Source organism: Ruegeria sp. BC3 (genome assembly GCF_056539265.1).
Window position 1 is genome coordinate 26,686 of record NZ_JBQFUP010000002.1, and the last position, 25,423, is coordinate 52,108.

Below are 25,423 nucleotides of genomic sequence, written 5' to 3' on the forward strand. Positions count from 1 at the left end.
GCGATGCTGTACCGCGGATTCTCTCAGGAAGAGTTAGAGCGGGAGTATTCTCCCAGTTCGATGATCGGGGGCGACCTTACGCCATACTTGGACAGCTATGCCGCGCTCAGCGCCCAGAATCGGGCGCAGATGGAGGTTATCGGAAACGTCTCGTATGGCGAGCCCACGGCGCAGGTTTTGGATTTCTTTCCTGCGAAAGGAACGGGCGCACCGCTGCATGTCTTTATCCATGGCGGCTATTGGCAGGCTCTAAGTCAGGGGGAAGCAGCAATGATGGCCCCGGCGCTGGTTCAGGCCGAGCAGTCCTTTGCGACCCTCAATTACACGCTGGCCCCGGATGCAAGGATTGGCGACATGATCGCGGAATGCCGCGACGCCTTGCTGTGGTTGGCCGCCAACGCGCCTGATCTGGGATTTGATCCTTCCCGAGTCACCTTGTCGGGGCACAGCGCCGGAGCGCATCTGGCGGCGATGGTCATGGCGACCTCGGCGGATGCACTGGCCCGCTCTGGCTTACGCGTCCGCGATGTGATTCTGATCAGCGGGGTCTATGATCTGGAACCGATCAGCCTGACCTCGGTCAACGATCCGCTGCAACTGACGCCTGTTGAGGTTCACGACCTGTCCCCGATCCTGCACTTACCCATCCCTGGCCCGCGCTATCACGTGACAGTGGCTGAACGGGACACACCCGAATTCATCCGCCAAAGCCGGGACTATGCGGAGTTGCTTCGCAAGGGCGGGCATTCTGTGAGCTTTGATCTGCAAAAGGGCGTGCACCATTTCGACATCATTATGCATCCGGGCGCTTTTCTGCCCACGTTGCAGTGATCGCCGACCCAGTCCCTTCGCTCCAGGTTAAATGATGACCTAAACGGCCACGGCCCTTGTTACGACGGACGGGATTGGAACTTCCCAAATCGGCCCAGATCCGTGGTTTTTAAGCACCTGATCCACCACAGATTTTCGGATTGCAGAGGCGTTTTCTTCGGGTTGCGGGCGCAACAGAGCACCTCCGCGCGCGGTGCCTTCGAGAAAAAAGTCATAGGGCGCACCCGGGTCTTCCACGCGCCACATTGAAGCGACCGTGACGCAAGAGCAATCCTGAAACCCGGCGGAGGACAGGACCGGAAAGGACAACGCAGGGTCTGCGTAGTCGTTAGCCCCAGGTCCGGGTGGCAACGTGATGTCAGGGTGGCCATGTGCTTCAATTGAACCAAAGACGTACCCGAGCGCCGTATCTACCTCGGGTCCACACCAGACTGAGAAAGCCAGTTTTCCCCCGGGGCGCAAAACGCGACGGGCCTCTTTGAACACCGCTGGCGGATTCGGGACGTGCGGAATTCCGAATCCGATGGTCACGGTTTCAAACTCTTCGTCATCGAAATCCAGATCCATCACGTCGTCTTCGACGAATCGCGCCTCGGGCACTGCATTCCGCGCCATTTCAAGCATCGCTGGCGAGAAATCGACACCGGTCACGTTTGCCCCGGTATGAACAAGTCCAGCTGTCACATTGCCATGGCCACAGCAGAGGTCGAGCGCATTGGTGCCCGGTCCGGGTGCGACTGCCTCGATAAGATGGGGAACCACCATGTTGGCGGCCCGGGCGAAGGCCTGAGCGTAGGATTGCGCAACTTGCGCATCCGACCACTCGCGCTTTTCTAGCGCTGCGAAAGTGTTGGCATCCACCATCCGCTATCCTTTCTGGGGCCATTTGCAAGCTTAGCACATTTCTCGGCTATTCGTGCCTCTCGCAAACGAAGCGCCGCCCTTCGGTTCGACAACTTGATTGTTTCAAGGATTCGGACCGACAGGACATGCAGGCATCCAAAAAAAAAGCGGCCCCGAAGAGCCGCTGTTTTCTGTTTCAATGCTATACCGGATCAGTCCAGCGTGCGCGTAACCTCTTCGCGCTCGAAGATTTCGATCACGTCGCCGGCGCGGATATCGTCGTAGTTTTCGAACGCCATACCGCATTCCTGACCCGACTGAACCTCGGCGACTTCGTCCTTGAAGCGCTTCAACGTCTTCAGCGTGCCTTCGTGGATCACCACGTTGTCGCGCAGCAGGCGCACGCCAGCCGAACGACGGGCCACGCCTTCGGTGACCAGACAGCCAGCAACCTTGCCAACGCCTGTGACCTTGAAGACTTCGCGGATCTCGGCGTAGCCGATGAACTTCTCGCGGATCTCGGCGCTCAGCAGGCCGGATGCGGCAGCTTTCACGTCGTCCACGAGGTCATAGATCACCGAATAGTACCGGATCTCGACGCCCTTCTGGTTCGCAGTGTTCCGTGCCGATGCGTTGGCACGGACGTTAAAGCCCATGACAGGTGCGCCCGAGGCTTCGGCAAGGCCGATATCCGTCTCGGTGATGGCACCCACGCCCGAGTGGAGAACGCGAACGCGTACCTCGTCGTTGCCGATTTTCTCCATCGCCTGAACGATAGCTTCGGCAGAACCCTGTACGTCGGCTTTCACGAGGATCGGCAGCTCGGCCACGTTCTCGTCTTCCTTGGCTTTCTGCATCAGCTGCTCAAGGGTGGTCGCGGCACCAGCGGCGGCGCGTTTGTCCTTGGCGGCTTGTTCGCGGTATTCCGCGATCTCACGGGCCTGCGCTTCGGTCTCGGTCACGTTCAGAACGTCACCGGCCTCGGGCGTGCCGTTGAGACCCAGAACCTCGACCGGAACCGAGGGGCCAGCTTCCTTGACGCGTTCACCCTTGTCGTTGATCAGCGCACGAACCTTACCGTACTGCTCACCCACAACGAAGATGTCGCCTTGGTGCAGAGTACCGTTCTGAACCAAGACGGTGGCCACGGGGCCGCGGCCCACATCCAGCTGTGCTTCGATCACGGCACCTTGGGCTGCACGGTTCGGGTTGGCTTTCAGTTCCAGAATCTCGGCCTGCAGCGCGATGGCTTCCAGCAACTCGTCCAGACCCTGGCCGGTGATAGCGGACACTTCGACGTCCTGAACCTCACCCGACATTTTCTCGACGATGACTTCATGCTGCAGCAGATCGGTGCGGACCTTGTCCGGGTTTGCATCGGGCTTGTCGACCTTGTTGATCGCCACGATCATCGGCACTTCGGCCGCTTTCGCGTGGTTGATCGCTTCGATCGTCTGAGGCATCACCGCGTCATCCGCCGCAACCACCAGGACCACGATATCCGTGACCTGAGCACCGCGCGAACGCATCGAGGTAAAGGCCGCGTGGCCCGGTGTATCCAGGAAGGTCAGCGTCGTGCCGCCGTCGGTTTTCACCTGATAGGCACCGATATGCTGGGTGATGCCACCGGCCTCACCCGCCACAACGCGCGCGTCGCGGATCGCATCCAGCAACGAGGTCTTACCGTGGTCAACGTGACCCATGATGGTGATGACCGGCGGACGCGGCTGCAAGTCTTCGTCCTTGTCTTCGACCTCTTTGATGACGTCTTCAACATCCGAATCAGAAACGCGGGTGACCTTGTGGCCGAACTCTTCAATGATCAGCTCGGCAGTGTCGGCGTCGATGGTCTGGTTCTGCGTAACCATCATGCCCATCTGCATCAGCGATTTGACAACGTCAGCCACACGCTCGGCCATACGGTTGGCCAGCTCCGAAACCATGATGGCCTCGGGCAGCTGAACGTCGCGGATCACCTTTTCGCGCTCAACCGTGCCGCCCATAGCTTTCTGACGCGCACGCTCCTGCTTACGCTTCATCGCGGCCATCGAACGCTGGCGGTTGCCTTCGCCGCCGGTCGCCTGACCCAGAGTCAGCTTGCCCGAGCGGCGGTTGTCGTCACGTCCTTTGCCACGGCCACGCTGTTCGCGTTCGCGATCCTGCTTGCGCGGGGTTGCCGCAGGCGCAGGCTTGCTGGCCGGGCTGCGGGCAGCCTTGGGCTCTTCGGGTGCCGGGGCGGCGGCAGCGCGTTTGGCGGCTTCTTCCGCCTCTTTGCGCTTGCGCTCTTCCTCTTCGGCCTTGGCGCGGGCGCGCTCTTCGGCCTCACGCTGTTCTCGTTCCTTGGCCTCTTGCTCCGCACGGCGGCGGGCGCGTTCTTCTTCACGCGCCTTTTCAGCGGCTTCGCGGGCTGCGGCCTCTTCGGCCTCGCGGGCCTTGGCGGCCTGCAGCGCCTTCATCCGGCGTGCCATTTCCGCGTCAGAGATACCCGCAGGACGACGCGACGGATCACCCGACGGCGTTGCTCCGCCACCCGGTTTACCGGCACCCGGCTTGGGGACCACCACGCGTTTGCGTTTGGTTTCCACCACGACATTCTTGGTGCGTCCGTGGCTGAAACTCTGTTTCACATTTCCGGGGCGTGCCCCGCCACGAAGACCCAATGTCTTTTTGCCGTCATTATCGCTCATAAAGCTTCTTACCCTTCCGAGCGGCCCCTGCCGCCGTCATCCTTTTCGCGCAAGCCACGCAGGCGCTGCGCTTCCTCTACAACACGTTTGGCGAGTCCGCCAGAGGCGAGCGCCGCATGAATCACCGTTTGGCGCCCAAATGCCTGCCCTAACTCGTCCGCAGTGAGCCAACCGATGTATTTTCCGAAGTGCGGCGTGCTCAGTTTCGACTTGCCGCGCCCCGATCCATCAACGGCCTGAATCAGCACCTGGGCCTCTTCCCGGTCCAGCCACGTCTTGACCTTTTCATACCCGGCAACCGCGTCACCGGACTTGCGCGCAAGGCTCAGCAACTCGATCACACGGCGGGTGACCTGACGTTCCACTTCGTCCGTCAGGTCCTTGGGCACACTCACCTGCGCCTTGAAGCCACGCGCAAAAAGCTTTTTGCCCACGGCCTTGTCCAGAGCAGCACGATCCGCGGCCACGTAGACGCCTCGCCCCGGCAATTTTGCCGCGACATCCGGATAGACCTGACCGTCCGGCCCCGTCACAAAGCGGATCAGCCCAAACTTCGGCTGCACCTCACCCGTGGCGATGCACTTACGCTCAGGTCCCTCGGACCGATCTTTATGGACGCCACCGCGACCCATGCGCGTACCCCGAGGCCCGCGATCAGGCCTCGGCCTCCTCGTCGGCAGTTTCGCCGTCTACATCTTCTTCTGCCTGTTCCAGCTCGGCCGGATCAACCCAGCCCAGCATGATGCGGGCCGTCATGACCAGATCCTGCGCCTCTTCGAGCGAGACACCAAAGGGCTCCAGAACACCGTCATCCTTGATTCGCTGGCCGTCGACTGTGGTCCAGCCACCGGCCAGTTCCCAGTCCGCGCAGGTGGCGAAGTCTTCCAGTGTTTTCACGTCATCCTTGGCCAGTGCCTCAACCATCTGGGGTGTCAGGCCTTCGAATTCAATAAGGCTGTCTTCGGCACCCAGTGCGCGGGCGCTGTCCAGCGCGGCTTTGGCCTGTGCTTCCAGGAATTCGCGGGCGCGGGTCTGCAGCTCTTGCGCGGTGCCTTCGTCGACACCGTCGATGACCAGCAGTTCGTCAATCTCGACGTACGCGACTTCTTCGAGGTTGGTGAAGCCTTCGGAGACCAGCAGTTGCGCGAAGAACTCGTCCAGATCCAGGCTGTCCATGAACAGCTGGGTGCGGGCTTCGAATTCTTTCTGACGACGCGCCGATTCCTCGGCTTCGGTCATGATGTCGATGTCCAGACCGGTCAGCTGGCTGGCCAGACGCACGTTCTGACCGCGACGACCGATAGCCAGCGACAGCTGTTCTTCGGGCACTACAACTTCGATTTTGCCGGCTTCTTCGTCCAAAACCACCTTGGAAACCTCGGCCGGCTGCAGAGCGTTCACCAGGAAGGTCGGTTGGTCTTCGTTCCACGGAATGATGTCGATCTTTTCGCCCTGCAGCTCGTTCACAACGGCCTGCACGCGGCTGCCGCGCATACCAACACAGGCACCCACGGGGTCGATCGAGCCATCATACGAGATCACAGCAATCTTGGCGCGCGAACCGGGGTCACGGGCCACGGCTTTGACCTCGATGATGCCGTCATAGATTTCGGGCACTTCCATCTTGAACAGCTCAGCCATGAATTCCGGCGCGGTGCGCGACAGGAAGATCTGGTGGCCACGCACTTCGCGACGGACTTCCTTGATGTATGCGCGCACACGGTCATTCGGGCGATAGCTTTCGCGGCCGATCTTGTCATTGCGGCGCAGAACGGCCTCGGCACCGCCCAGATCGACGATGACATTGCCAAATTCTTCACGCTTGACCGCACCGTTGATGATGGTGCCTGCGCGATCTTTGAATTCTTCGTACTGACGGTCACGTTCCGCTTCGCGAACCTTCTGTAGGATGACCTGCTTGGCGGACTGAGCTGCAATACGGCCCATCTCAACCGGCGGAACCTCTTCAACGAAGACATCTCCAACCTCGGGCGCTTCCATGTACTGACGCGCCTGCTCGACGGTCATCTCGGCCTGATAGTTCTCAAGCTCCTCATCCTCGACCACGGTGCGAACGCGGGTAAAGGTCGCTTTGCCGGTCTTGCGGTCGATCGAGACACGAATGTCCATTTCCGCGCCGTAACGGCTCTTGGCGGCACGGGCGAGCGATTCTTCCATCGCTTCGACAACCAGACCGGGGTCGATCATCTTTTCGCGGGCCACGGCCTCGGCGGTCTGCAGCAGCTCCAGCTGGTTGGCTGAGGTGATTGCCATCAGTTCGTCTCCTCTTCGGACCCTTCGGTCTCAATCTCGTCGAAAGCGTTTTCGTTCAGGGCACCGGCGTCTTTGCGCTGGCGCAGCATTTCCTTGATCAGGTCATCAGTCAGGACCAGCTTGGCATCGCTCAGCCAATCGAATTGCAGACCGATGGTGATGGTCTCACCCCCCTCGGGGATGTTGATCAGAACCTCGTCCCCCTCGATCCCGGCCAACTCGCCCTTAAAGCGGCGGCGACCATCGATCAACTCGGCGGTTTCGATCTTGGCCTCATACCCTTCGAAGGTCTCAAAATCCTTGAGACGGGTCAGAGGTCGGTCGATGCCGGGGCTGGACACCTCAAGCGTATAGGCGTCGAGGATCGGGTCCTCGACGTCCAGCGTGGCGCTGACGGCGTTGGAAATCTCGGCGCAGTCGTCCACTTCGATGCCGCCATCAGGCTTGTCAGCCATGATCTGCAGCGTGGTCTGCTTGCCGCTCATCAAACGGATGCGGACAAGCTCATACCCCAGATCTTCGATCACAGGGGTGATGATCTCGGCCAGTCGCCGGTCGATGGCAGCTTTGGCTATCAGGTCGTTTGTCATTCGGGTCTCTACCCTTCAATCGGGCACAAAAAAACGGGCGCGCGGCCCGTCGATCTTTTCCGGTGGTGCCCCGGACCGAAGCCCGACACGCCGCTGTTAGGGGCGATATAGCCGTGCACATACAAGAATGCAAGCCCACAGCGCCCGAACAGCCGATCTGAGTTTCAATCCGAGAGAATCCACTCACCATCTGCACAGATATAGGGGCCGACGCGATCACCATCCTCATAGACCTGACCATCAAACAGGCATTGTCTGCCTTGAGCCATGGCGGCGCTGAACAGGGTAAGGTTCAGCAATGATACAACAGCAAGCAAAACAAGAAACATCTTCATTCAAATCTCCTAATCCGCCGATGACGCAAAAAGGGCAGGCTGCGTGTTGCGCGGATAAATTATCACCGACAACGTGCCTCGGCCCTGAAACTGTTCGGCATCAGCCAGTCGCGGCGGGAAAAGCTGATCAAAGGCTGCACGGTTCAGCCCCAGCTTCATCTGCGAGCCGGACAAGGTCTCGAACGGCGTGCGCGCAGCGCAGGAATGGAACATCGCGTTCTGCTGCACCGTGAACTGGCGCATGATGTTGGACGAACCGCCAACGGGCTTGATCAGTACGGTAATCCCCTGTTTCAGAAAGCTGTCTGGGCAAGTGAACACCATAGGCGTGTTGGTTTCATTGGTGTCATGCAGCAACTCACCTTCTGCCTTCACCTCGTGCTTAAACGGGCTGAACACAGTCTCTTGATCAATGAAGTTTGTGTAAAGCGTCGCGAAAAGCTGACTGTCACCCAGCGGTTCGGACTTTATCCCCTCATAAAGGTCCGCGATGGCCTGCCACATACGCGAATCTGCACCGCGCAATGTTCCCGGCAACGAAAACGGGCCTTCCAAATCGTAAAGCACATCGCGCAGCTGGACCGACAGGCTATGATCCTTTTCCAGCACCCGAATCCTATCCGCCAGCGCCGAATCGTTCAGCGCATAGTACCCATGAGACTGCAGGGTCCGCGTCAAAGCCCGCATATCCGAGTTTTTCCGCGCCTTTGTTTCGGGGCTGTCATCATCAGACGGCTTCACCGCCTCAAACCCGTTGTCCAGCAACTGTGTCAGCGACTGCCCCTCTCGGGCGTCCAGCTCTATGGTCCCGTTTTTGCTGACTTTTACCGTCACGTCCTTACCTGTTTTCAGGGCGGACACAGCGACATAGCCCAGAACGGCGGACAAAACGATTATTGTTATACTCTTTAGACCTTCAACCTTCATGGGACTTCTCCCATTTGCGAAACAATTAAGCTAATGCAGCGCATACAATAGCAAAATTTTGCATAAAGTAGAAGTCAGGCGAGTCTGACGTGGTTAGATCAACCACCACCGTTCGGCGAGCCTGCCGTCATCCAAGGGACGATTGGTTCCGACCTGGCGCGGCATGCCAACATGCCCGGCAACGGCCAGCGCCATGTCATTTTCACTTGGGAAAAAGCGCAGCCCGCGTTGACTACTTAGCCCCTCGGTCTGCGGCAGTGCCGCTATATCCACGTAGCCATCGCGCAATGCCTCGGCCCGGACCTGAGCGTCAGGGATCACGATGATCTCAAGCGTTTCTGCCCATCCTGCCAATCCGTTCTTGTAGTGCCCCGCAACGCGACGCCCCAAAAAATGCCGGTCATCTTCAGCCCGCTCGACGCGATAGCATCCGGTGCCATTCGCCGCGTGCAGAGGCGTAACGCCTTGCCCATCGCGCGTGATGACAAACCTGCTGTCGGCCAGCAAAAACGGAAGGCCTGGGTTGGCCTCGGCCAGTTCAAGTCGAACCTGCGCATCAGACAGGGCTTCGACCCGCCCGACCTCTGCCAAAACGGCCAACACGTCTTGCACATCCAGTGCGGACCCATCGTGAAACTGAACCGCCTCACGCAGATCAAAACTCCAGACCTTGGCTTGCGCGTCTGTCTGCCAGGCGGTTGCCAGCTCTCCGCGCAGGGTGCCGTCGGGCGCGATCTCGGTCAGCGTATCAAACACCGCACCACGGGCGACTTGTTCAAGACTGTCATCACGAGGCACAGCCAGACGCAGCGTTCCCCCAACCTTTGGCGTGTCGGCCAAGGATGCGCCCGTCGCCGCAAGCAAAGCTGCAGCGGCACCAGAGGCGAACAGGGCGCGGCGGTCAATCCGGGTCATGATGCCCCCTCCGCCACGCGGTCCATGATGCGCACAAGTTCGGCGCTGATACCGGGCTCTGACAGGGCGTGCCCGGCCTGCCGTACCATCTTTAGCTCAGCATTGGGCCATAGCTGTGCAAGGTTCCACGCGGCCTGAGGCGGGCAGATCATGTCATACCGCCCCTGCACGATATGGCCGGGGATATGCGCAATCCGGTCCATCTGATCCAGAATCTGCCCGTCCCGCTCAAGAAACGCGTTGTTGATGAAATAGTGATTCTCTAGCCGCGCAAATGCTCTGGCATACTCTCCGGGGCTTTCCCCTGTGGTCCCCTGCGAATGGATCGAGGCCAGCGCGTTTTCCCAACTAGACCAGGCGCGGGCATAAAGAATCTCGGTCGCGCGATCACCCGAGAACAGACGTTTGTTGTAAGCGCTGATGGTATCCTTCAGTTCGCTTTCCGAAAGCAGTGCCGTGAACTTGGCCCATTGCTCGGGCCAGAACTTGCCAGCACCACCGCCATAGAACCAATCCAGCTCGGACTGCGTGGCAAGAAATACACCGCGCAGCACCAGCCGGTTTACCCGGTCGGGATGGGACTGCGCATAGACCAGCGCAAGCGTCGCACCCCAGCTGCCGCCGAAAACAGTCCAGTCTTCGATGTCCAGCAAGGTCCGTAGCCGTTCGATATCGGCCACCAGATGCCATGTGGTGTTATCCGTGACAGACGCATGCGGACGCGAACGCCCACACCCGCGTTGATCAAACAGAATCACCCGATAGACATTCGGGTCAAAATAGCGCCGCATCGCGGGGCTGCAGCCGCCACCCGGGCCGCCATGCAGGACCACCACAGGCACACCGTTTGGATTGCCACATTGCTCCATATAGATGCGATGGCCTTCGCCCACATCCACCATGCGCTGATCGAACGGGTCGATCGGCGGGTACAGATATTGAACTGCGCGCTTTTGGTCCGGGTACTTGTCCATTATGGCCCTATATAGTCCTTAAGCGTAAAAGAGCATACGGAGACAGGAATGCAAGCGCATCCGAACACGGTTGACCCTTCCGAGATCGCAAAATTCGAAGCGATGGCCGCAGAATGGTGGGACCCGCATGGAAAATTCAAACCGCTGCACATGCTCAACCCCTGTCGGCTGGACTATATCACACAGCAGATTGCGGGTGAATTTGACCGTGATCTGACGTCAGGGAAACCGTTCGAGGGCCTGCGCCTGCTGGATATCGGCTGCGGTGGCGGACTGCTGAGCGAACCGATGGCGCGTTTGGGGGCCGAGGTCGTGGGGGCCGACGCCGCCGAAGGCAACCTGCCCGTCGCCCGCATTCACGCGGAACAATCGGGGCTGGAGATCGACTACCGACACACCACCGCCGAGGACATGGCCGCCGCGGGCGAACAATTCGACGTGGTGCTGAACATGGAAGTGGTCGAACACGTGGCCGACCCGTTGTCGTACCTGACTGCAACGCAGCAACTGCTGAAACCCGGCGGACTGGAGATTTGCTCGACCATCAACCGCAACCCGAAATCCTATGCCATGGCCATCTTCGGGGCCGAGGTCGTCATGCGCTGGCTGCCACGCGGCACGCATGAGTGGAACAAGTTCATCACCCCGGATGAGCTGTTCGACCTGCTGCGCCAGGCCGGGCTGGAGCCGGTGGACCGCAAGGGCTTCGTCTTCAACCCGATCCTATGGAGCTGGTCGATCTCGGACCGGGATCTGAGCGTGAATTATGTGACGGCGAGCGTGAAGCCGGGGTAGGATTGGTAGTCTTACCCATCAACCTACCCTAGAGATGGAATCAGGTACCTTCGCTGCGATTGATAAATTTTTCGTCCAAATCAGTTCCTTTGATGAAGTTTGACCCACCCAAAAGCACGCCGAAGTCACGCGAGAGTCTCGGTTCGATTCTGGCCTTTGCTTTTGTAATGTTTTGGCTGTTTGGGATGCTAGTTGCAGCACTGGGTCTGACGTGTCGCTCTGATCGCCTTGAAGGAAAGACTAAGCTGGGTTTTTGTAACGCCGCTCTGATAAGCAGCATCGGGTTTCGTCTGACGCCTGTGGGCCAAGCTCGAGGGTCATTGATGAACCTTGAACGCGGTATCGCACTTTCACAATTGGGCCGCGACGAACAAGCGCGAGCAGCTTTCGAACGGGCCCTTCAGTATGCGCGCGCAGTCCCAAAGAATTGGGATAGAAGGCTTGTAGAGAGAATGAGCACGCTCGAAGATAAGGGCGCAGTGGGTCTTTGCGAGTCGGTCGTCTCGACTTCCAAATAGTCGCGCTCTTTATTCTCCCTCAAGCTGCAACCGCAGATCCCGTAGCACAGGCAGCGTGCTGCGGACACGCTCCAGCCCTAGTTCTCCGACCACGCGGTTGATCAGCGGGGCAATCGACGAAATCGCCTGATCCCTTGCGCGGCGGCCGGCGGGGCTGATGGCGATCATCTTGCGGCGGGCATCGTCCCAGTCGGGGCGGATGTGAATGTATCCGGCCCATTCGAGCTTGGCCAACGTGTTGGTCATCGCGCCCCGGGTCACGTGGAAGGTGCTGGCAAGCTGTGCCGGGGAACGCTCGCCCCCGACAAAGACCAAGTGGTTCAGAACCGAGAAATGAGAAATCTCCATACCCTTGGGCAACACCCGGCTGAGCCGGTTGCGCAATAACTGATCGGCGGTCAGGATCTCGCTGAACAGCGTGACCGCAAGGGCATTGTGTTCGTCCGTCATGTGTCCGGTTCTGGGTCAGGGCCCTTGGAAAGGCCTCACGTGGGTCAGGGAAGGCACGCGGCGGCGCGCCTCTGTCACAGAACTATCATCCAAATCGAAAAAGTGAATGCCCGGATCGGTCCCTGCGTCGATGACGACCTCTCCCCACGGGGCGATCACCATGCTGTGGCCGTGGGTATGGCGCGTCTTGCCACGGGTTTTGGGATGCGTGCCAGTCTGCGCCGGAGCCAGAACCCAGCAGCCGGTCTCAATCGCGCGGGAGCGCAGCAGCGATTCCCAATGGGCGGCTCCCGTCACCGGCGAAAAAGCGGCCGGGATAGTCAGGATACGCGCGCCGGCCTGCGCCAAGGCGGCATAGAGATGCGGAAAGCGAATATCATAGCAGACGGTCATGCCGACCTTGCCGAAGTCGGTGCCTGCAACAACAGCCCTATCACCAGGGCGGTAATTCTTAGATTCACGAAACGTCTCGGTCTCAGTCACCTGCACGTCGAACATATGTATCTTGTCGTACCGCGCCACGATCTGCCCCAGCGGGTTGATCATGTAGGAGCGGTTCGCAAAACGACCATCCGCGTCATGGGTTTTGATCGCCAATGACCCGATCAGCAGCCAGACACCCAGAGCGGCGGCCTGATCGCACAGGCCAGCCAGCGTCTGGTCGTCTTCTTCATGCTGCAGAACGTCGCGCTGGCGTGTAGTGCTGGTGGATACACAATTCGTCACCTCGGGCGTCAAGATGAACTGCGCGCCCTGCCCCGCAGCCTCGGCCATCATGGCGCGGACCGTGTCCAGATTTTCGGCCGGATCGTCCGACGAGGTGATCTGCAGCAGCGCGGTTTTCATCAGGCCGCGAGCAGGCGATCCAGCTTGCCCTGACGCTCCAGCTCATACAGGTCGTCACAGCCGCCTACATGTTGCGTGCCGATAAAGATTTGCGGGACGGTTCGTTTGCCGCCGGCGCGTTTGATCATCTCGGGCTTGCGCTTGGGATGCATCAGCACATCGACTTCCTTGAACTCGACGCCTTTCTGCTTCAGCAGTCTTTTCGCCGCGTGACAAAAGCCGCAGAGCGGCGAGGTGTAGATTTCTACCGGTTTCATATTCCGTACCTTCGCGTTTCGCATAATCTTGGGCGAATTAGGCATCCTTGGCAACGCGCGCCAGTACCAACACGAAAATATGATTTGCTCTGGATGCAAGGCAGACACGCGCACAGGCCGCCAGCGTTGCACCCGAAGTCATAACATCATCCACCAGCAAGACGTCGCGACCCTGCATACGGTTCACCCGCTTGGGATGGGCAGAGATCGCATTTTCAAGCGTTTCGGCCCGCTGAGCCGCGGTTTTGCCATCCAATACCGGGGTCTGCACCCGCCGCAACAGAAGGTCCGGGCACACTTCCAGCCCAGCCTCTTTGCCGAGGTACTGCGCCAACAAAGCGGATTGATTGTATCGGCGTTTCAACAGCCGGGTCCAATGCAATGGCACGGGCGCAACCAGCATGTCGGGGTGAAACAGCTCTCGCCCGGCCTGCGCCATCCACCGCGCGGCAGGACGCGCCAGTTCGGGGCGATCCCCGTGTTTCAGCGCCAGCACAAGTGCCCGCGCCTTGCCTTGGTACATCAGGGCTGCACGTCCATCATGCCACGGACGAGTGGTTTTCATGCAGTCATCGCATTCAATCCGGTGCCCGTCTGCAATACCCGGCAAGGGCACCCCGCAGCTTTCGCATACCGTTCCGCCGATGAATGGCGTTTCGCGCCAGCAGGTGCCGCACAGGCCGAAATCCGTCTCGGTCAGCTCACCGCATCCCATGCACCGGGGGGGATAGATCAGCGCGACAGCGGTTTGAATTCGCTGCCACATGCGATAATTGCGCCCTATGAAGCTGCCTGACTCCACCGCACCCTCTTTGTTTGATCGCCGCATTCTGGCCCTGCATCGCGCCCGCGCACAGGATGAGGCACTGTTTCTGCACCGTGCTGCCGTGGACGAGGTGCAGGATCGGCTGTTGATGGTTAACAAAAGCTTTACGGCCCCAGCGATCGTGACGCCCTTTGCGCATATCTGGCAGGATGTGTTGCCCGAGGCACGACTGGTCCCGGATGAGGACGTCTTGGACCTGACCCCGGGCGCGCAGGATCTGGTGATCCACGCCATGTCCCTGCATTGGGCCAACGATCCGGTCGGGCAGCTCATTCAATGCCATCGCGCGCTACGCCCGGATGGATTGTTGTTGGTTGTATGCCTAGGCGGCGAAACCCTGCACGAACTGCGTGCCGCCCTGGGACAGGCCGAGATCGAAGTGACCGGAGGACTAAGCCCGCGCGTTGCCCCGATGGCAGAACTGCGCGATCTGGGCGGCCTCCTTCAACGCGCGGGGCTGGCGCTGCCTGTGGCAGACTCAGCGCGTCTGACAGCCGAATACCGCGACCTGCTGCATCTGATGCACGATCTGCGCGCCATGGGTGAGTCCAACTGCCTGAATGGTCGCGTCGCACATGTGACACGGCGGCAGGTCTTTGCTCGTGCGCAGCAGATTTACGCCGAAAGCTTCGCAACAGATAGCGACCGTCTCGCCGCGACCTTCGAGCTGATTTGCCTGACAGGCTGGTCACCGGACGAAAGCCAGCAAAAACCGTTGCGCCCCGGCTCGGCCAAGGCGCGTCTTGCCGACGCGTTGGGGACAAAAGAAGGCAAACTGCCCGATTGACGACTGAACAAATCCGGTTATCTCAGGCCGGTACAGAATAACCGCAGGAAGTTCGAAATGTTTGACGCCACCCGCCCATCGCATGCACCCGCCGACCACCCGAAGGTCAAAATGGGCCGTGTCGGCATCCTGTTGGCCAATCTGGGGACACCGGACGACTATTCGTATTGGCCGATGCGGCGCTATCTGAACGAATTTTTGTCAGATCAGCGGGTGATCGACTACCCGAAATGGAAATGGCAGCCGATCCTGCAAGGGATCATCCTGACCAAACGCCCGTTCAGCTCGGGTGAGGCGTACAAGTCGATCTGGAACCATGAAAAGGGCGAAAGCCCGCTGATGACGATCACCAAGGATCAAACCGCCAAGATGCGCGATGCGATGCACGCACGCTACGGCGACAAAGTGATGGTCGATTTCTGTATGCGCTACGGCAACCCGTCGACCAAATCCAAAGTGCGCGAGATGGTGTCCGCAGGGTGCAATCGCATCCTGTTCTTCCCGCTTTATCCGCAATACGCAGGCGCAACGACCGCCACTGCGAACGATCAGTTCTTCCGGGCGCTGATGGAGGAGGCGTGGCAACCCGCCGCGCGCACCGTTCCGGCCTATTTCGATGAACCCGCCTATATCGACGCGCTGGCTGGGTCGGTGGAAAAGGCCTATGAGGCGATGGAAACCAAACCGGATATTCTGGTCTGTTCTTATCACGGCATGCCCGACCGTTACTTGCAGCAGGGCGATCCGTATCACTGCCAATGTGCAAAGACGACACGCTTGCTGAAAGAGCGGCTGGGCTGGGCAGATGACCAGCTTGTTTCGACCTTCCAGTCGCGTTTCGGGCCTGAGGAATGGCTGAAACCCTATACAGTTGAGCATGTGGCGGAACTGGCCCGGCAGGGAAAGAAGAACATCGCCGTGATCGCTCCGGCGTTTTCCGCCGACTGCATCGAGACGCTGGAAGAGATCAACGAAGAGATTAAAGAAAGCTTTGAAGAGGCCGGTGGCGAGACCTTTACCTACATCCCCTGCCTCAATGACGATGATTCGCATATTGCGGCATTGGGCAAGGTGATCGAAGACAACCTTAAGGGCTGGCTGGACTGACCGGCCCCTTCAGTCGGACCCGATACAGCAGACGTGAAAAAAGGCGGTGGATTGCTCCACCGCCTTTTCTCTAGATAACGCTCGTCAAATTAGCTTGCTGCAACAGCTGCGGCAACAACGACCAGCAGGACCAGCGGCAGGATGATGCCCTGCGACGAACCCTGTGTTTCTTCAACAACAACCGGTGCTTCAACAACCGGCTCTTCCAGGTTGCCAGCATAAGCGGTCGAAGCAGCAGCAGTCAGTGCAGCGGCGAGAACGAGTTTCTTCATATTAACCTCCAGAATTTGCACGGTTCCATATAGCGAAACCGCACACTCAAGACTTACCTCGTGTTTTTTTCTAATCAGCTATCCGGCTGGAATGCAATTGGAACTTGCGCCGCAAGCGGGTTCGCGCGCGAAAATGTCGTCAAATAAGCAACACTTGCGTGCCGACCTTCGCCATTGAGAACAGTTCCGCGATATCCTCGTTGAACAAGCCAATGCACCCGTTCGACGACCGACGCCCGATTTTGCGCGTATCATGGGTACCGTGGATGCGGTAGTACTTCCAGCTCAGATATAATGCGTGCGTTCCCAATGGGTTATCCGGGCCAGGCGGGATATAGTCCGGCCATTCCGGATTCCGTTTTTTCATCGAAGGCGTCGGCGACCAGCTTGGGCCCTCGACTTTGCGGATTACACTGGTCCGCCCGCGCCGGGTCAATTCCTCGGTCAATGGCACCGATGACGGGTACAGTTTGTATACAGATTGATCATCTGACCAATAATGCAGCGCCCGCGAGACTGTATCGACCAGAATGGCCCCGTTTCTGGTGTTTGAGAAATAGGGCTGCCAATCCAGAGCACGGAAGCCCGAGATGTTGCGACGCACCTCTGGTTCTGGCTCGGGTGCGGGGCGCAACGGGTCTCCGGGGATGTACTGCGCGATCGCTGGCGATGCCAACAACGCAGAGGCACCGGCCAGAAATCCGCGACGACTGGAAGAAAGAACGGGTTTTTTGACCATCGCAAACGGTCCTTTGCTAAAGCTGTCCTGAAAATTTCACGTATTTTATTGCCAGAATGCGTCAATCGCAAATCAAACCGGCAGAATCATGCGAGAATCGGCCATTGCAGGTTTGCCCAAGGCCGCATGGCGCGCTATGCCGTATGTCGACACAATAATCAGGTCGATCATGACGCGTATTCTTACTCTACTGTTCCTTTGCTTTGTTGCGCTGGCTGCATGTACCCCAAGCAGCACCCCGACATATGGGTCGGATGGCCGCCCGCTGCCGACGGTCTACAAGATCCGAGGCAACCCGGAAAAGCTGCAATTCCGTATGCTGGATTCGGTGAATGCGCTGCGCCAGGCGCAGGGGCTTCAATCTGTTCAACTGAATTCTCAACTGAATGCCGCGGCGGCCACGCACTCCAAGGACATGGCGCGGCAAAACCGGCCCTGGCACTTTGGCTCGGACGGGTCGTCTCCAATCGATCGCGCACGTCGTGTGGGCTATTATGGAACCTTCCTGGGTGAGGCGATTTCAGAAACCTACGAAACCGAAACCGAAACACTTGCTGCCTGGATGCAAGAGCCAGGTCCCCGTGCCGTGATCATGGACCCGAAAGCCACCCAGATGGGATTTGCCTGGCACCAGGAAAACGGTGGCAAGATCTGGTGGACGCTTGAGATGGGGTCCGGCGGATAAACCGCTCCCTAAAACGAAAAAAGCCCCCGATATTCGGGGGCTTTTTTTGTGTGACTAAAGTTGTTACGCAGCCTGCATGGACTGCGCTTCGGTCAAAATCGCGTAGAGCTTGACCGGATCAGGATTGGCACGCAGCTTGGTGCAAACAGAAGTATCGCGCAGCGTACGGGACACCAATGCCAAGGCCTTAAGGTGATCGACACCGGCCTCTTCCGGTGCAAACAGCGCAAAGGCGATATCAACGGGCTGCCGGTCCACCGAACCAAAATCAATCGGCTTCTCGAGCATGACAAACACGCCCGCGACGGCTTCCAGATCTTCGAGCCGGGCGTGCGGCAGTGCAACGCCATGGCCAACGCCAGTCGGACCCAGGCTTTCACGTTCCAAAAGGGAATCGACGATAGTTTGCGCGTCCAGACCCAGAGTACCGGCAGCGACATCGCCAATTTCCTGAAACAGCCGCTTCTTGCTGGAAGCGGCTGACAAAACACGTACTGCTTCGGGCTTTAGAATGCTCGAAAGCTCCATGATCATGCTCCACGGCGAAACCCCTGCCAATCGCAGGGGCCCGCCTTGCTAATCTTGCCTGTTACGGATCGATCCAGCCGATATTTCCGTCATCCCGACGGTACACGACATTCAATCCGTCCTTGTTCTCATTTCGGAACACCAGCACCGGGGCACCAGCAAGTTCCATCTGCATGACGGCTTCACCAACACTCAGCGATGGGATCTTGGTTTCCATCTCAGCCACGATCATGGGCTGCAGAGATTCGGGTTCGTCAGCCGTCTCCGATTCGTCAGAGGCGAGGATATATGACGACGCCCCGAAGAGTTCAACAGGCTCAGACCGATCCTTGTGGTGGTCCTTCAGGCGACGCTTGTAGCGGCGCAGTTGTGTTTCCATCTTGTCGCAGCATCCCTCAAACGCCGCATAAATTTCGGTCGCATGTGCCTTGGCCTGAGCCGTCAGGCCAGTGGAAAGATGTACTGTGGTTTCGCATACATATTCATGCGCTGAACGGGAAAAGACGACGTTGGCGTCCGTAGGACGTTGGGCATATTTGCCCACGACCTCGCCCAGTTCGGTCTGCACATGGGTCTGCAGGGCCGCACCGATGTCGATCTGTTTTCCGCTGATTTGGTAACGCATGTGATCTCCTTCACAATTCACACCCATTTCTGACGTCACGTAACGCGACGCACTTGTTTTTATCGGGTGGGGGACATCGACAATTCCCGCGGTAACCGCACCGGTTCCCCTTCAAGGAAGGGGCGTCGTGATCCAGACGGAAACCGAAGAACTGCCATGTCCCAATTGAGGCAAGAGACGGCGGAAGAGTCAATCAAAACAGGCGTGTATATACGTGATTTCCGCCATGCGCCGGGCGCAATTCCGCTTATCCTTATGAAATACGGAAGTTTTCGCCCAGATAGACGCGGCGCACGTTTTCGTTTTCGACGACTTCGTCGGGTGTGCCGGACATCAGAACCTGACCATCATGCAGGATGTAAGCGCGGTCGACGATTTCCAGCGTTTCGCGCACGTTGTGGTCGGTGATCAGCACGCCGATGCCACGTTTCTTGAGGTCCGCGACCAAGTGGCGGATATCGCCGACGCTGATCGGGTCAACGCCCGCAAAGGGTTCATCCAAAAGCAGATATTTCGGATCAGCGGCCAGACAGCGCGCAATCTCGACCCGCCGACGCTCTCCGCCTGACAAGGCCAAGGCCGGTGCACGGCGCAAATGTTCGATCGAGAAGTCGGACAACAGCTCTTCCAACCGCTCTTTGCGGCGATGGGCGTGTTTGACGGTGATATCGAGAACAGCGGCGATGTTGTCCTCGACGCTCATACCCCGAAAAATCGACATCTCCTGGGGCAGATAGCCAATTCCCAAACGTGCGCGACGATACATGGGCAACGTCGTTACGTTCTGCCCATCAATTGTAACGATGCCGGCCTCGGGGAACACCAAACCTGCAACCGAGTAGAAGGTCGTAGTCTTGCCCGAGCCGTTTGGACCCAGCAACGCCACCACCTCGGATCGGTCCAGCGTCATCGACACGTCACGGATCACCGTCTTTTTGCGGTACGATTTGCGGAGTTTTTCGATTTTCAGGCCGGAAGCACCTTCCGCCACCGTCAACTCAGGCTGGGCCATCAGTTGGCCCCCTGTTGCAGGATGGTCTTTACGTTCCCGGTCATCGTCGCCAGCCCGGTGTTCAGGTTCGCGTTCATCTGATCACCGCTGATCGTGCTGGGACCCTGCAGCAGCAGGACATTGCCCTTCATGACGATCTGACCGGAATCGATTGTGTATTCCGCCCAGTCGCCTTCGGCCGCATCCGGCGGGCTGACCAAGACAACGTCTTCGGTCGCTTCCATCCGTTCGATACCCGAACGTTCTTCGTTGTAGATCACAAGCACGCGCTCAGCCGTCAGGCGCATTTCGCCCTGAATGACAATCACATTGCCCAGAAACTCGGCGGAGCCGTCTTCCTGATTTACGTTCAGCCGTTCCGACGTCACCTCGACCGGCAGGCTTGGGTCGGCCTGGGGCGAACCAAATGCAACTTGCGCTTCCTGCGCTGCCGCAGAGATCGCACCGGTTACCAGAGCACAGCTTACAAGGGCTAAACGAAAATAGAACACAGGTTATCTTTCTGCTTTTTGAGGCTCATACACCAACTTCACGCCGTCTGTAAAAATAATATGGACCGGCCCGTCTTTTTTTTCCGTTCCAAATGTCATTCGGCCAGCGGTGAAGTCACCGATAATTCCAGTTCCGTCGACCTGACCGGGCGTGTCGCCACGAATTTCGTCCAGCGCAGTGTTCAACAGATCGGTCGTAACAACGATCCCGTCCGTTGTTGTGATCACGACGTCGCCCACAAACGTCGCGGTGTTCTCATCCGGGCGGATCATGCCAGAGTTTGAATCCAACGTGATCACACCACCACTCAACAAACCCAAACGACCGCGGAATTCGGCAGCCGTGGGTGCTTCGCCTTCGGTCCCCTGAGTGGCTCGAATGGCTTCGATCTGAACGTCTTCGCCCTTACGGGTGGTACCGCGATAGTCGGGCTGGGTCACGACCTGATCGGCCAAGCGCTCGTCGATATCCTGTTGCGAGAAAGGCACGCTCACGTTGGTCTCGATACTGCGCGACAGCAGAAAAACGGTCGACAGCATTCCGATGGCCACCAATGGCAGCACCACCTTGAGGAATTGGACCATGCGAGAGTGTCCGTCCACCGGGCTGCCCTCCGCTTAACCCAGCCCGACGCGCAGGCAGTCGTGGATGTGCAACAACCCTTCGGCGGGTCCTTGCGTGTCCGGATCGACGACAAACAACGATGTGATCTTGCGATCATTCATGATCGCCACGGCCTCCTCCGCCATCGCGTTGGGCGCAATGGTCATCGGGTTGGTGGTCATCACTTCTTCGGTGGTCTTGTCCAGCAGCCCGTCCATGTTGCGACGCAGGTCGCCATCGGTCACGATTCCGACCAGGCGGCCTTCTGTGTCGGTGACCCCGACAACGCCAAAGCTCTTTTGGCTCATGACCAACAGCGCCTCGCCCATCGGGGTTCCTGCTGGCACCAGCGGCAGATCGGAATGCATCAGATCGCGCACCGTAGACAGCTGCGCACCCAGCTTGCCACCAGGATGGTAAGCGCGGAAATCCTCGGGTTTGAAATCGCGGTACTTCATCAGCGCAATCGCAAGCGCATCACCCATCGCCAGGGTCAGCGTGGTCGAAATCGACGGCACCATGCCAAAACCACAAGCCTCACCCATGGATGGAATCAGCAAATGCACGTCTGCCTGTTTCATCAGCGTGCTTTCCGGCTTGCTGGACAGGCCGATCAGCGGAATTCCGAACCGGCGCGTAAAGGCCAGCAGATTGACCAATTCCGGAGCCTCGCCCGAGTTTGAAATAGCCAAAACAACATCGCCTTTGGACACCATACCCAGATCGCCGTGGCTGGCCTCGGCCGGGTGTACGAAATAGGCGGGCGTTCCGGTGCTGGCCAGCGTGGCAGCAATCTTGTGGCCAATATGGCCCGACTTGCCGATACCGCTGACAATGATGCGACCCGGAGCCTGCAGGATCAGCTGCACGGCTTCGGCGAAACGCTCGTCCAGGCTGTCGGCCAGAACGTCCAGCGCGCGGGCTTCGTCGGTGACGACCTGTCGCGCGGTTCTCAGGAATGCTTCGGTATCGGTCATGAGTGCGCAAAGATATCCGTTTCGGGCCAGCCTGCGAGGTCGAGTTTCGCACGCATCGGCAAGAAGTCAAAACAGGCCTGCGCCATTTCGGTGCGGCCTTCGCGGGCCAAACGCCCGTCCAGCGCGTCGCGCAGCTGGTGCAGGTACAAAACATCCGAGGCTGCATAGTCCAGTTGGGCGTCAGTCAGGGTCTCAGCACCCCAATCGCTCATCTGCTGCTGTTTTGAGATATCGACGCCGATCAGCTCCTGACACAGGTTCTTCAGGCCATGGCGGTCGGTATAGGTGCGGACCAGACGGCTGGCGATCTTGGTGCAATAGACCGGTGCGGCCAGCGCCCCAAACGTATGGTACATGGCGGCGATGTCGAAACGGCCAAAGTGGAACAGCTTTAGCACATCGGGGTTTTCCAGCATCGCACATAGGTTCGGGGCCTCGGTCTGCCCCTTTTCGACCTGAACGATGTGGCTGTTGCCGTCGCCGCCCGACATTTGGATCACACAGAGGCGATCCCGATGCGGGTTCAGACCCATGGTTTCACAATCGATGGCCACAACAGGGCCCAGATCCAACCCGTCCGGCAGGTCATTTTTGTAGAGATGGTTCGCCACGAGGCTTGTCCTTTGTCCGGTATCGCCCATCAGATAGGAGGTTTGGGCCCTAAACTCAACGCCATCCCGACCTGGCCGGCGCTGACCTGCGGGTCGCATTGACTACATCCCTATGGGGGGGATAGGGTTATACGATGACACAGCATACGCACGAATCCCACCCTCAGATCTACGCCCGCCTCAAACGCGCGCATGGCCACTTGGCCAAAGTCATAGACATGCTTAACGATCAGGCCCCTTGTACAGATATCGCGCAGCAGCTTTTTGCGGTGGAAAAAGCGATCACCAACGCAAAGCGCGCCTTGATCCACGATCATATCGACCACTGCCTGTCCCCTGCCAATGAGGCCACCGAAAACGACGTCGACGACTTCAAAGCCATAACAAAGTATCTTTGAAAGATGCTGAGCGTCCTTGGAAACCGCGTCTATCGCCATCTGTTGGCTGCGCAGGTTGTAGCGCTTGCTGGAACCGGCCTGGCGACGGTTGCATTGGGTCTGCTTGCCTTTGACCTAGCCGGAGAGGCCGCGGGCATGGTTTTGGGAACCGCCCTGACCATCAAGATGGCCGCCTATGTGACTGTCGCCCCACTGGCCGCGGCCTTTGCCGAACGGTTGGATCGACGCAAAATGCTGGTTGTTCTGGACATTGTACGCGCAGCCGTGGCGGTCTGTCTGCCGTTCGTAACCGAGATTTGGCAGATCTACGTTCTGATCTTTGTACTGCAATCAGCCTCGGCCGGTTTCACTCCAGCGTTTCAGGCCACCATCCCGGACGTTCTGACCGATGAGGAGGACTATACCAAGGCCCTGTCGCTGTCTCGGTTGGCCTATGACCTGGAAAGCCTGCTCAGCCCTGCTTTGGCTGCGGCGCTCTTGCTGGTCATGAGCTTTGACAGCCTGTTTTGGGGCACAAGCTTTGGGTTCTTGGCCTCGGCACTTTTGGTGGTGTCAGTTGCCCTGCCCTCACCCAAACCAACGAAACGCCGGGGGATCTATGACCGCACTACTCGGGGCATTCGGATATATTTGGGCACAGCACGTCTGCGCGGGCTGCTGACCCTGACCTGGAGCGCCGCCGCGCTCAGCGCGATGGTCATTGTTAACACCGTCGTCATCGTCCGCGCCAACCTTGGCCTGCCTGACAGTGCGGTGGGCATCGCGTTGGCAGGATTCGGTGGCGGGTCTATGCTGGCGGCCTTTGCCCTGCCTTCCCTTCTGGACAGGTTCGGGGACCGCAGCGTCATGCTGGCCGGGGCGGCAATTGGGACGGCTACGATGGCGATTTCGGCAGCGCTGTTCGCTGCGCTTCCGATGCCGCTATGGGGGCTGACCGCGCTGTGGGCCGTCGTCGGCTTTGGATACTCGTCCACACTGACCCCTTCGGGCCGGTTGCTGACGCGTACAGCCAAACCAGAGGATAGACCGGCCGTTTTTGCGGCACAATTCACGCTGTCTCATGCCTGCTGGCTGGTGCTGTATCCGCTGGCGGGATGGCTTATGACCACCAAGGGAACCGAACAGGCGTTGTTCTGGATGTCTCTCGCCGCGCTTTTGGGTTTGTGCGCCGCGCCAATAATCTGGCCGCGTGGCGAACACGAAACTGCACCTGGCGAACGTATTGACAAAGCTTGAGTATCCCGGTGGCTTTGCACTAAACTTTGGCCTCATGGATCAACTCGACCGCAACATTATCTCGGCTTTGCAGCACAACGCACGTGAATCCACGACCAAGATCGCGGCGAAGCTGGGTGTGGCCCGGACCACCGTGCATGAGCGTATTCAGCGGATGGAAGAGCGTGGCGTGATCGCCGGGTACTCGGTGGTGCTGAACGCCCCCGAAGATGCCCCGCGCGTTCAGGTCGTCGTATTGCTGGAAGTTCAGCAAAAAGAGACCACGCGGATCATCAAGCGGCTTGAGGCCTACCCGGAGGTTAAACTCTGCCTGTCGATCAACGGCGAGTTCGATCTGCTGCTGTCCGCCGAGGCCCCCCGGATCGAGGATCTGGATATTCTGGTCGACGAACTGGCCAAAATACCAGGTGTCTTGCGCACCAATACCAGCGTCGTCTTCGGTCGGCGGATTGACCGAATCTGAATGCCCAATAACCCTCTGTAAACCTTGGCGCGGCTAGCTTGGCCCGGACTGATCAGAATCCCGGACCGGCAGAATGCCCAATCGAACGATCTTAGGACTGGCCCTGGTGGCGCTGTTTGACGCGCCGCAGAGTTTTGCCATGCCCGACACCCGCGTTGCCCAAATCTGCGACGCCGCCGCCCAGCGCGCAGCCCGATCCGAAGGCGTGCCGCTGGACATCATGCGTGCGATAACACGCGTGGAAACCGGCCGCGCGCTGGACGGCACTCTGCTCCCCTGGCCCTGGACGATCAATGTCGAAGGAAAAGGCTTTTGGTTTCCTTCCGAGTCGGAGGCGAAGTCCTATCTGTTCAACATCTTCAAAGCAGGCAAGCGCAGCTTTGACGTCGGGTGTTTCCAGATCAACTATCGCTGGCATGGCAAAGCATTCCGGTCGATCGACGCCATGTTTGACCCTGATGAAAATGCCACCTATGCGGCGCGTTTCCTGAAAGATCTTCATGCCGAGCTGGGTTCGTGGTCCGCAGTTGCCGGGGCCTATCATTCACGCACACCTGAATTGGCCAACGCCTATATTGGGCGGTTTCAGACCATTCTGGCACAGTTGGACGGGTCGACCGCTACCGAGCTTGCCGCGCGCGATCCCTTTACCGGTGCCGCCAGCCCGCTGATCCCGCTTCAGACCCCAGCCGACCATGGCGCGATGGGCTCTTTGGTGCCAGTGGCCGGAGCCGCCAGCGCTTTCATCCAGTTCAACTAGGAGCCCCCGCGTGCCCAAGATCGACGCCCGTTCCCTGTTCTCGCCCACCGTGCTGCTGGC

General features: G+C 58.9%; 31 protein-coding genes. 9 read left to right on the plus strand and 22 right to left on the minus strand.

Features of this window, described 5'->3' with window-relative positions; translation table 11 throughout:
- The first annotated feature begins 3 nt into the window (after positions 1 to 3).
- Positions 4 to 831: an alpha/beta hydrolase gene (locus tag ACR0MV_RS05590; protein WP_170428402.1), complete on the plus strand. Its 828-nt coding sequence runs from the start codon at positions 4 to 6 to the stop codon at positions 829 to 831.
- A gap of 39 nt (positions 832 to 870) precedes the next feature.
- On the opposite strand, the gene ACR0MV_RS05595 is transcribed toward ACR0MV_RS05590, so the two are convergent.
- From ACR0MV_RS05595 to pip, 9 genes are all read right to left on the minus strand, one after another.
- A complete protein-coding gene (locus tag ACR0MV_RS05595; protein WP_170428405.1) occupies positions 871 to 1,695 on the minus strand; it encodes a class I SAM-dependent methyltransferase in 825 nt (274 codons plus the stop codon).
- Between the two features lie 191 nt (positions 1,696 to 1,886).
- Entirely contained in the window at positions 1,887 to 4,361 is a 2,475-nt protein-coding gene (infB, locus tag ACR0MV_RS05600) for a translation initiation factor IF-2 (RefSeq protein WP_170428407.1), read from the minus strand.
- A gap of 8 nt (positions 4,362 to 4,369) precedes the next feature.
- Positions 4,370 to 4,993, minus strand: coding sequence for an RNA-binding protein (locus ACR0MV_RS05605; protein ID WP_480701277.1), 624 nt, complete (start codon positions 4,991 to 4,993; stop codon positions 4,370 to 4,372).
- A gap of 22 nt (positions 4,994 to 5,015) precedes the next feature.
- The gene (nusA, locus tag ACR0MV_RS05610; RefSeq protein WP_170428412.1) at positions 5,016 to 6,635 is read right to left on the minus strand and encodes a transcription termination factor NusA; all 1,620 of its coding nucleotides are present in this window, start codon (positions 6,633 to 6,635) and stop codon (positions 5,016 to 5,018) included.
- Positions 6,635 to 7,225 (minus strand): ribosome maturation factor RimP, encoded by a 591-nt coding sequence (gene rimP, locus ACR0MV_RS05615; protein WP_170469736.1) that lies wholly within the window; start codon positions 7,223 to 7,225, stop codon positions 6,635 to 6,637. Before rimP ends, nusA begins: the two co-directional genes overlap by 1 nt.
- 164 nt (positions 7,226 to 7,389) lie before the next feature.
- Positions 7,390 to 7,560, minus strand: a complete 171-nt coding sequence (locus tag ACR0MV_RS05620; RefSeq protein WP_170428414.1) for a hypothetical protein — start codon at positions 7,558 to 7,560, stop codon at positions 7,390 to 7,392.
- Between the two features lie 9 nt (positions 7,561 to 7,569).
- Positions 7,570 to 8,487 (minus strand): hypothetical protein, encoded by a 918-nt coding sequence (locus tag ACR0MV_RS05625; protein WP_170428417.1) that lies wholly within the window; start codon positions 8,485 to 8,487, stop codon positions 7,570 to 7,572.
- Between the two features lie 93 nt (positions 8,488 to 8,580).
- On the minus strand, positions 8,581 to 9,402 hold the full coding sequence (locus tag ACR0MV_RS05630; RefSeq protein WP_170428420.1) for an ABC transporter substrate-binding protein: 822 nt from the start codon (positions 9,400 to 9,402) through the stop codon (positions 8,581 to 8,583).
- Positions 9,399 to 10,376 (minus strand): prolyl aminopeptidase, encoded by a 978-nt coding sequence (pip, locus tag ACR0MV_RS05635; RefSeq protein ID WP_170428423.1) that lies wholly within the window; start codon positions 10,374 to 10,376, stop codon positions 9,399 to 9,401. The genes ACR0MV_RS05630 and pip overlap by 4 nt, the downstream gene beginning before the upstream one ends.
- 48 nt (positions 10,377 to 10,424) lie before the next feature.
- On the opposite strand from pip, the gene ubiG reads away from it, so the two are divergent.
- On the plus strand, positions 10,425 to 11,171 hold the full coding sequence (gene ubiG, locus ACR0MV_RS05640; RefSeq protein WP_480701278.1) for a bifunctional 2-polyprenyl-6-hydroxyphenol methylase/3-demethylubiquinol 3-O-methyltransferase UbiG: 747 nt from the start codon (positions 10,425 to 10,427) through the stop codon (positions 11,169 to 11,171).
- 527 nt (positions 11,172 to 11,698) lie between these two features.
- On the opposite strand, the gene ACR0MV_RS05645 is transcribed toward ubiG, so the two are convergent.
- From ACR0MV_RS05645 to ACR0MV_RS05660, 4 genes are read right to left on the minus strand one after another with little or no spacing between them, the layout of a single operon-like run.
- Positions 11,699 to 12,139: a MarR family winged helix-turn-helix transcriptional regulator gene (locus tag ACR0MV_RS05645; RefSeq protein WP_170428429.1), complete on the minus strand. Its 441-nt coding sequence runs from the start codon at positions 12,137 to 12,139 to the stop codon at positions 11,699 to 11,701.
- Positions 12,140 to 12,154: 15 nt separating this feature from the next.
- Complete coding sequence (locus ACR0MV_RS05650; RefSeq protein WP_480701280.1) at positions 12,155 to 12,985, minus strand: carbon-nitrogen hydrolase family protein; 831 nt, start codon at positions 12,983 to 12,985, stop codon at positions 12,155 to 12,157.
- The gene (grxC, locus tag ACR0MV_RS05655; protein WP_171181132.1) at positions 12,985 to 13,242 is read right to left on the minus strand and encodes a glutaredoxin 3; all 258 of its coding nucleotides are present in this window, start codon (positions 13,240 to 13,242) and stop codon (positions 12,985 to 12,987) included. Before grxC ends, ACR0MV_RS05650 begins: the two co-directional genes overlap by 1 nt.
- A gap of 37 nt (positions 13,243 to 13,279) precedes the next feature.
- Positions 13,280 to 14,008: a double zinc ribbon domain-containing protein gene (locus ACR0MV_RS05660; protein WP_480701282.1), complete on the minus strand. Its 729-nt coding sequence runs from the start codon at positions 14,006 to 14,008 to the stop codon at positions 13,280 to 13,282.
- A 16-nt stretch (positions 14,009 to 14,024) separates the two neighbouring features.
- Here ACR0MV_RS05660 and ACR0MV_RS05665 point away from each other — a divergent pair, with 16 nt between their 5' ends.
- Positions 14,025 to 14,855: a methyltransferase domain-containing protein gene (locus ACR0MV_RS05665; protein WP_170428441.1), complete on the plus strand. Its 831-nt coding sequence runs from the start codon at positions 14,025 to 14,027 to the stop codon at positions 14,853 to 14,855.
- A gap of 57 nt (positions 14,856 to 14,912) precedes the next feature.
- Positions 14,913 to 15,962, plus strand: coding sequence for a ferrochelatase (gene hemH, locus ACR0MV_RS05670; RefSeq protein ID WP_170428444.1), 1,050 nt, complete (start codon positions 14,913 to 14,915; stop codon positions 15,960 to 15,962).
- 89 nt (positions 15,963 to 16,051) lie between these two features.
- Here hemH and ACR0MV_RS05675 read toward each other — a convergent pair whose 3' ends face one another.
- Both ACR0MV_RS05675 and ACR0MV_RS05680 read right to left on the minus strand, forming a co-directional pair.
- Positions 16,052 to 16,234: a hypothetical protein gene (locus tag ACR0MV_RS05675; RefSeq protein ID WP_108861641.1), complete on the minus strand. Its 183-nt coding sequence runs from the start codon at positions 16,232 to 16,234 to the stop codon at positions 16,052 to 16,054.
- 139 nt (positions 16,235 to 16,373) lie between these two features.
- Complete coding sequence (locus tag ACR0MV_RS05680) at positions 16,374 to 16,973, minus strand: L,D-transpeptidase (protein WP_170428447.1); 600 nt, start codon at positions 16,971 to 16,973, stop codon at positions 16,374 to 16,376.
- Positions 16,974 to 17,142: 169 nt separating this feature from the next.
- On the opposite strand from ACR0MV_RS05680, the gene dalA reads away from it, so the two are divergent.
- Positions 17,143 to 17,658 (plus strand): divisome-associated lipoprotein DalA, encoded by a 516-nt coding sequence (dalA, locus tag ACR0MV_RS05685; protein ID WP_170428450.1) that lies wholly within the window; start codon positions 17,143 to 17,145, stop codon positions 17,656 to 17,658.
- A 63-nt stretch (positions 17,659 to 17,721) separates the two neighbouring features.
- Here the strand turns inward: dalA and ACR0MV_RS05690 are convergent, their stop codons facing one another.
- The 7 genes from ACR0MV_RS05690 to ACR0MV_RS05720 form a co-directional block, all read right to left on the minus strand.
- Entirely contained in the window at positions 17,722 to 18,186 is a 465-nt protein-coding gene (locus ACR0MV_RS05690; RefSeq protein WP_170428453.1) for a PTS sugar transporter subunit IIA, read from the minus strand.
- Between the two features lie 61 nt (positions 18,187 to 18,247).
- A complete protein-coding gene (gene hpf / locus ACR0MV_RS05695; protein ID WP_170428456.1) occupies positions 18,248 to 18,811 on the minus strand; it encodes a ribosome hibernation-promoting factor, HPF/YfiA family in 564 nt (187 codons plus the stop codon).
- 253 nt (positions 18,812 to 19,064) lie between these two features.
- Positions 19,065 to 19,823: an LPS export ABC transporter ATP-binding protein gene (lptB, locus tag ACR0MV_RS05700; RefSeq protein ID WP_170428459.1), complete on the minus strand. Its 759-nt coding sequence runs from the start codon at positions 19,821 to 19,823 to the stop codon at positions 19,065 to 19,067.
- Positions 19,823 to 20,314 carry an LptA/OstA family protein gene (locus ACR0MV_RS05705; protein ID WP_170428462.1) on the minus strand — a complete coding sequence of 164 codons (492 nt, stop codon included), beginning with the start codon at positions 20,312 to 20,314 and terminating at the stop codon, positions 19,823 to 19,825. The genes lptB and ACR0MV_RS05705 overlap by 1 nt, the downstream gene beginning before the upstream one ends.
- Before the next feature lie 3 nt (positions 20,315 to 20,317).
- Complete coding sequence (locus tag ACR0MV_RS05710; RefSeq protein WP_217359168.1) at positions 20,318 to 20,899, minus strand: LPS export ABC transporter periplasmic protein LptC; 582 nt, start codon at positions 20,897 to 20,899, stop codon at positions 20,318 to 20,320.
- 33 nt (positions 20,900 to 20,932) lie between these two features.
- Complete coding sequence (locus tag ACR0MV_RS05715) at positions 20,933 to 21,895, minus strand: KpsF/GutQ family sugar-phosphate isomerase (RefSeq protein WP_170428468.1); 963 nt, start codon at positions 21,893 to 21,895, stop codon at positions 20,933 to 20,935.
- Positions 21,892 to 22,506, minus strand: coding sequence for a ribonuclease D (locus ACR0MV_RS05720; protein ID WP_480701285.1), 615 nt, complete (start codon positions 22,504 to 22,506; stop codon positions 21,892 to 21,894). Before ACR0MV_RS05720 ends, ACR0MV_RS05715 begins: the two co-directional genes overlap by 4 nt.
- A 134-nt stretch (positions 22,507 to 22,640) precedes the next feature.
- On the opposite strand from ACR0MV_RS05720, the gene ACR0MV_RS05725 reads away from it, so the two are divergent.
- From ACR0MV_RS05725 to ACR0MV_RS05740, 4 genes are all read left to right on the plus strand, one after another.
- Positions 22,641 to 22,904 (plus strand): metal-sensing transcriptional repressor, encoded by a 264-nt coding sequence (locus tag ACR0MV_RS05725; RefSeq protein WP_170428474.1) that lies wholly within the window; start codon positions 22,641 to 22,643, stop codon positions 22,902 to 22,904.
- 3 nt (positions 22,905 to 22,907) lie between these two features.
- The gene (locus tag ACR0MV_RS05730) at positions 22,908 to 24,140 is read left to right on the plus strand and encodes an MFS transporter (RefSeq protein ID WP_480701287.1); all 1,233 of its coding nucleotides are present in this window, start codon (positions 22,908 to 22,910) and stop codon (positions 24,138 to 24,140) included.
- On the plus strand, positions 24,127 to 24,603 hold the full coding sequence (locus tag ACR0MV_RS05735) for an Lrp/AsnC family transcriptional regulator (RefSeq protein WP_480701288.1): 477 nt from the start codon (positions 24,127 to 24,129) through the stop codon (positions 24,601 to 24,603). The genes ACR0MV_RS05730 and ACR0MV_RS05735 overlap by 14 nt, the downstream gene beginning before the upstream one ends.
- 73 nt (positions 24,604 to 24,676) lie before the next feature.
- The gene (locus ACR0MV_RS05740; RefSeq protein ID WP_170428480.1) at positions 24,677 to 25,363 is read left to right on the plus strand and encodes a transglycosylase SLT domain-containing protein; all 687 of its coding nucleotides are present in this window, start codon (positions 24,677 to 24,679) and stop codon (positions 25,361 to 25,363) included.
- Positions 25,364 to 25,423: the final 60 nt, after the last annotated feature.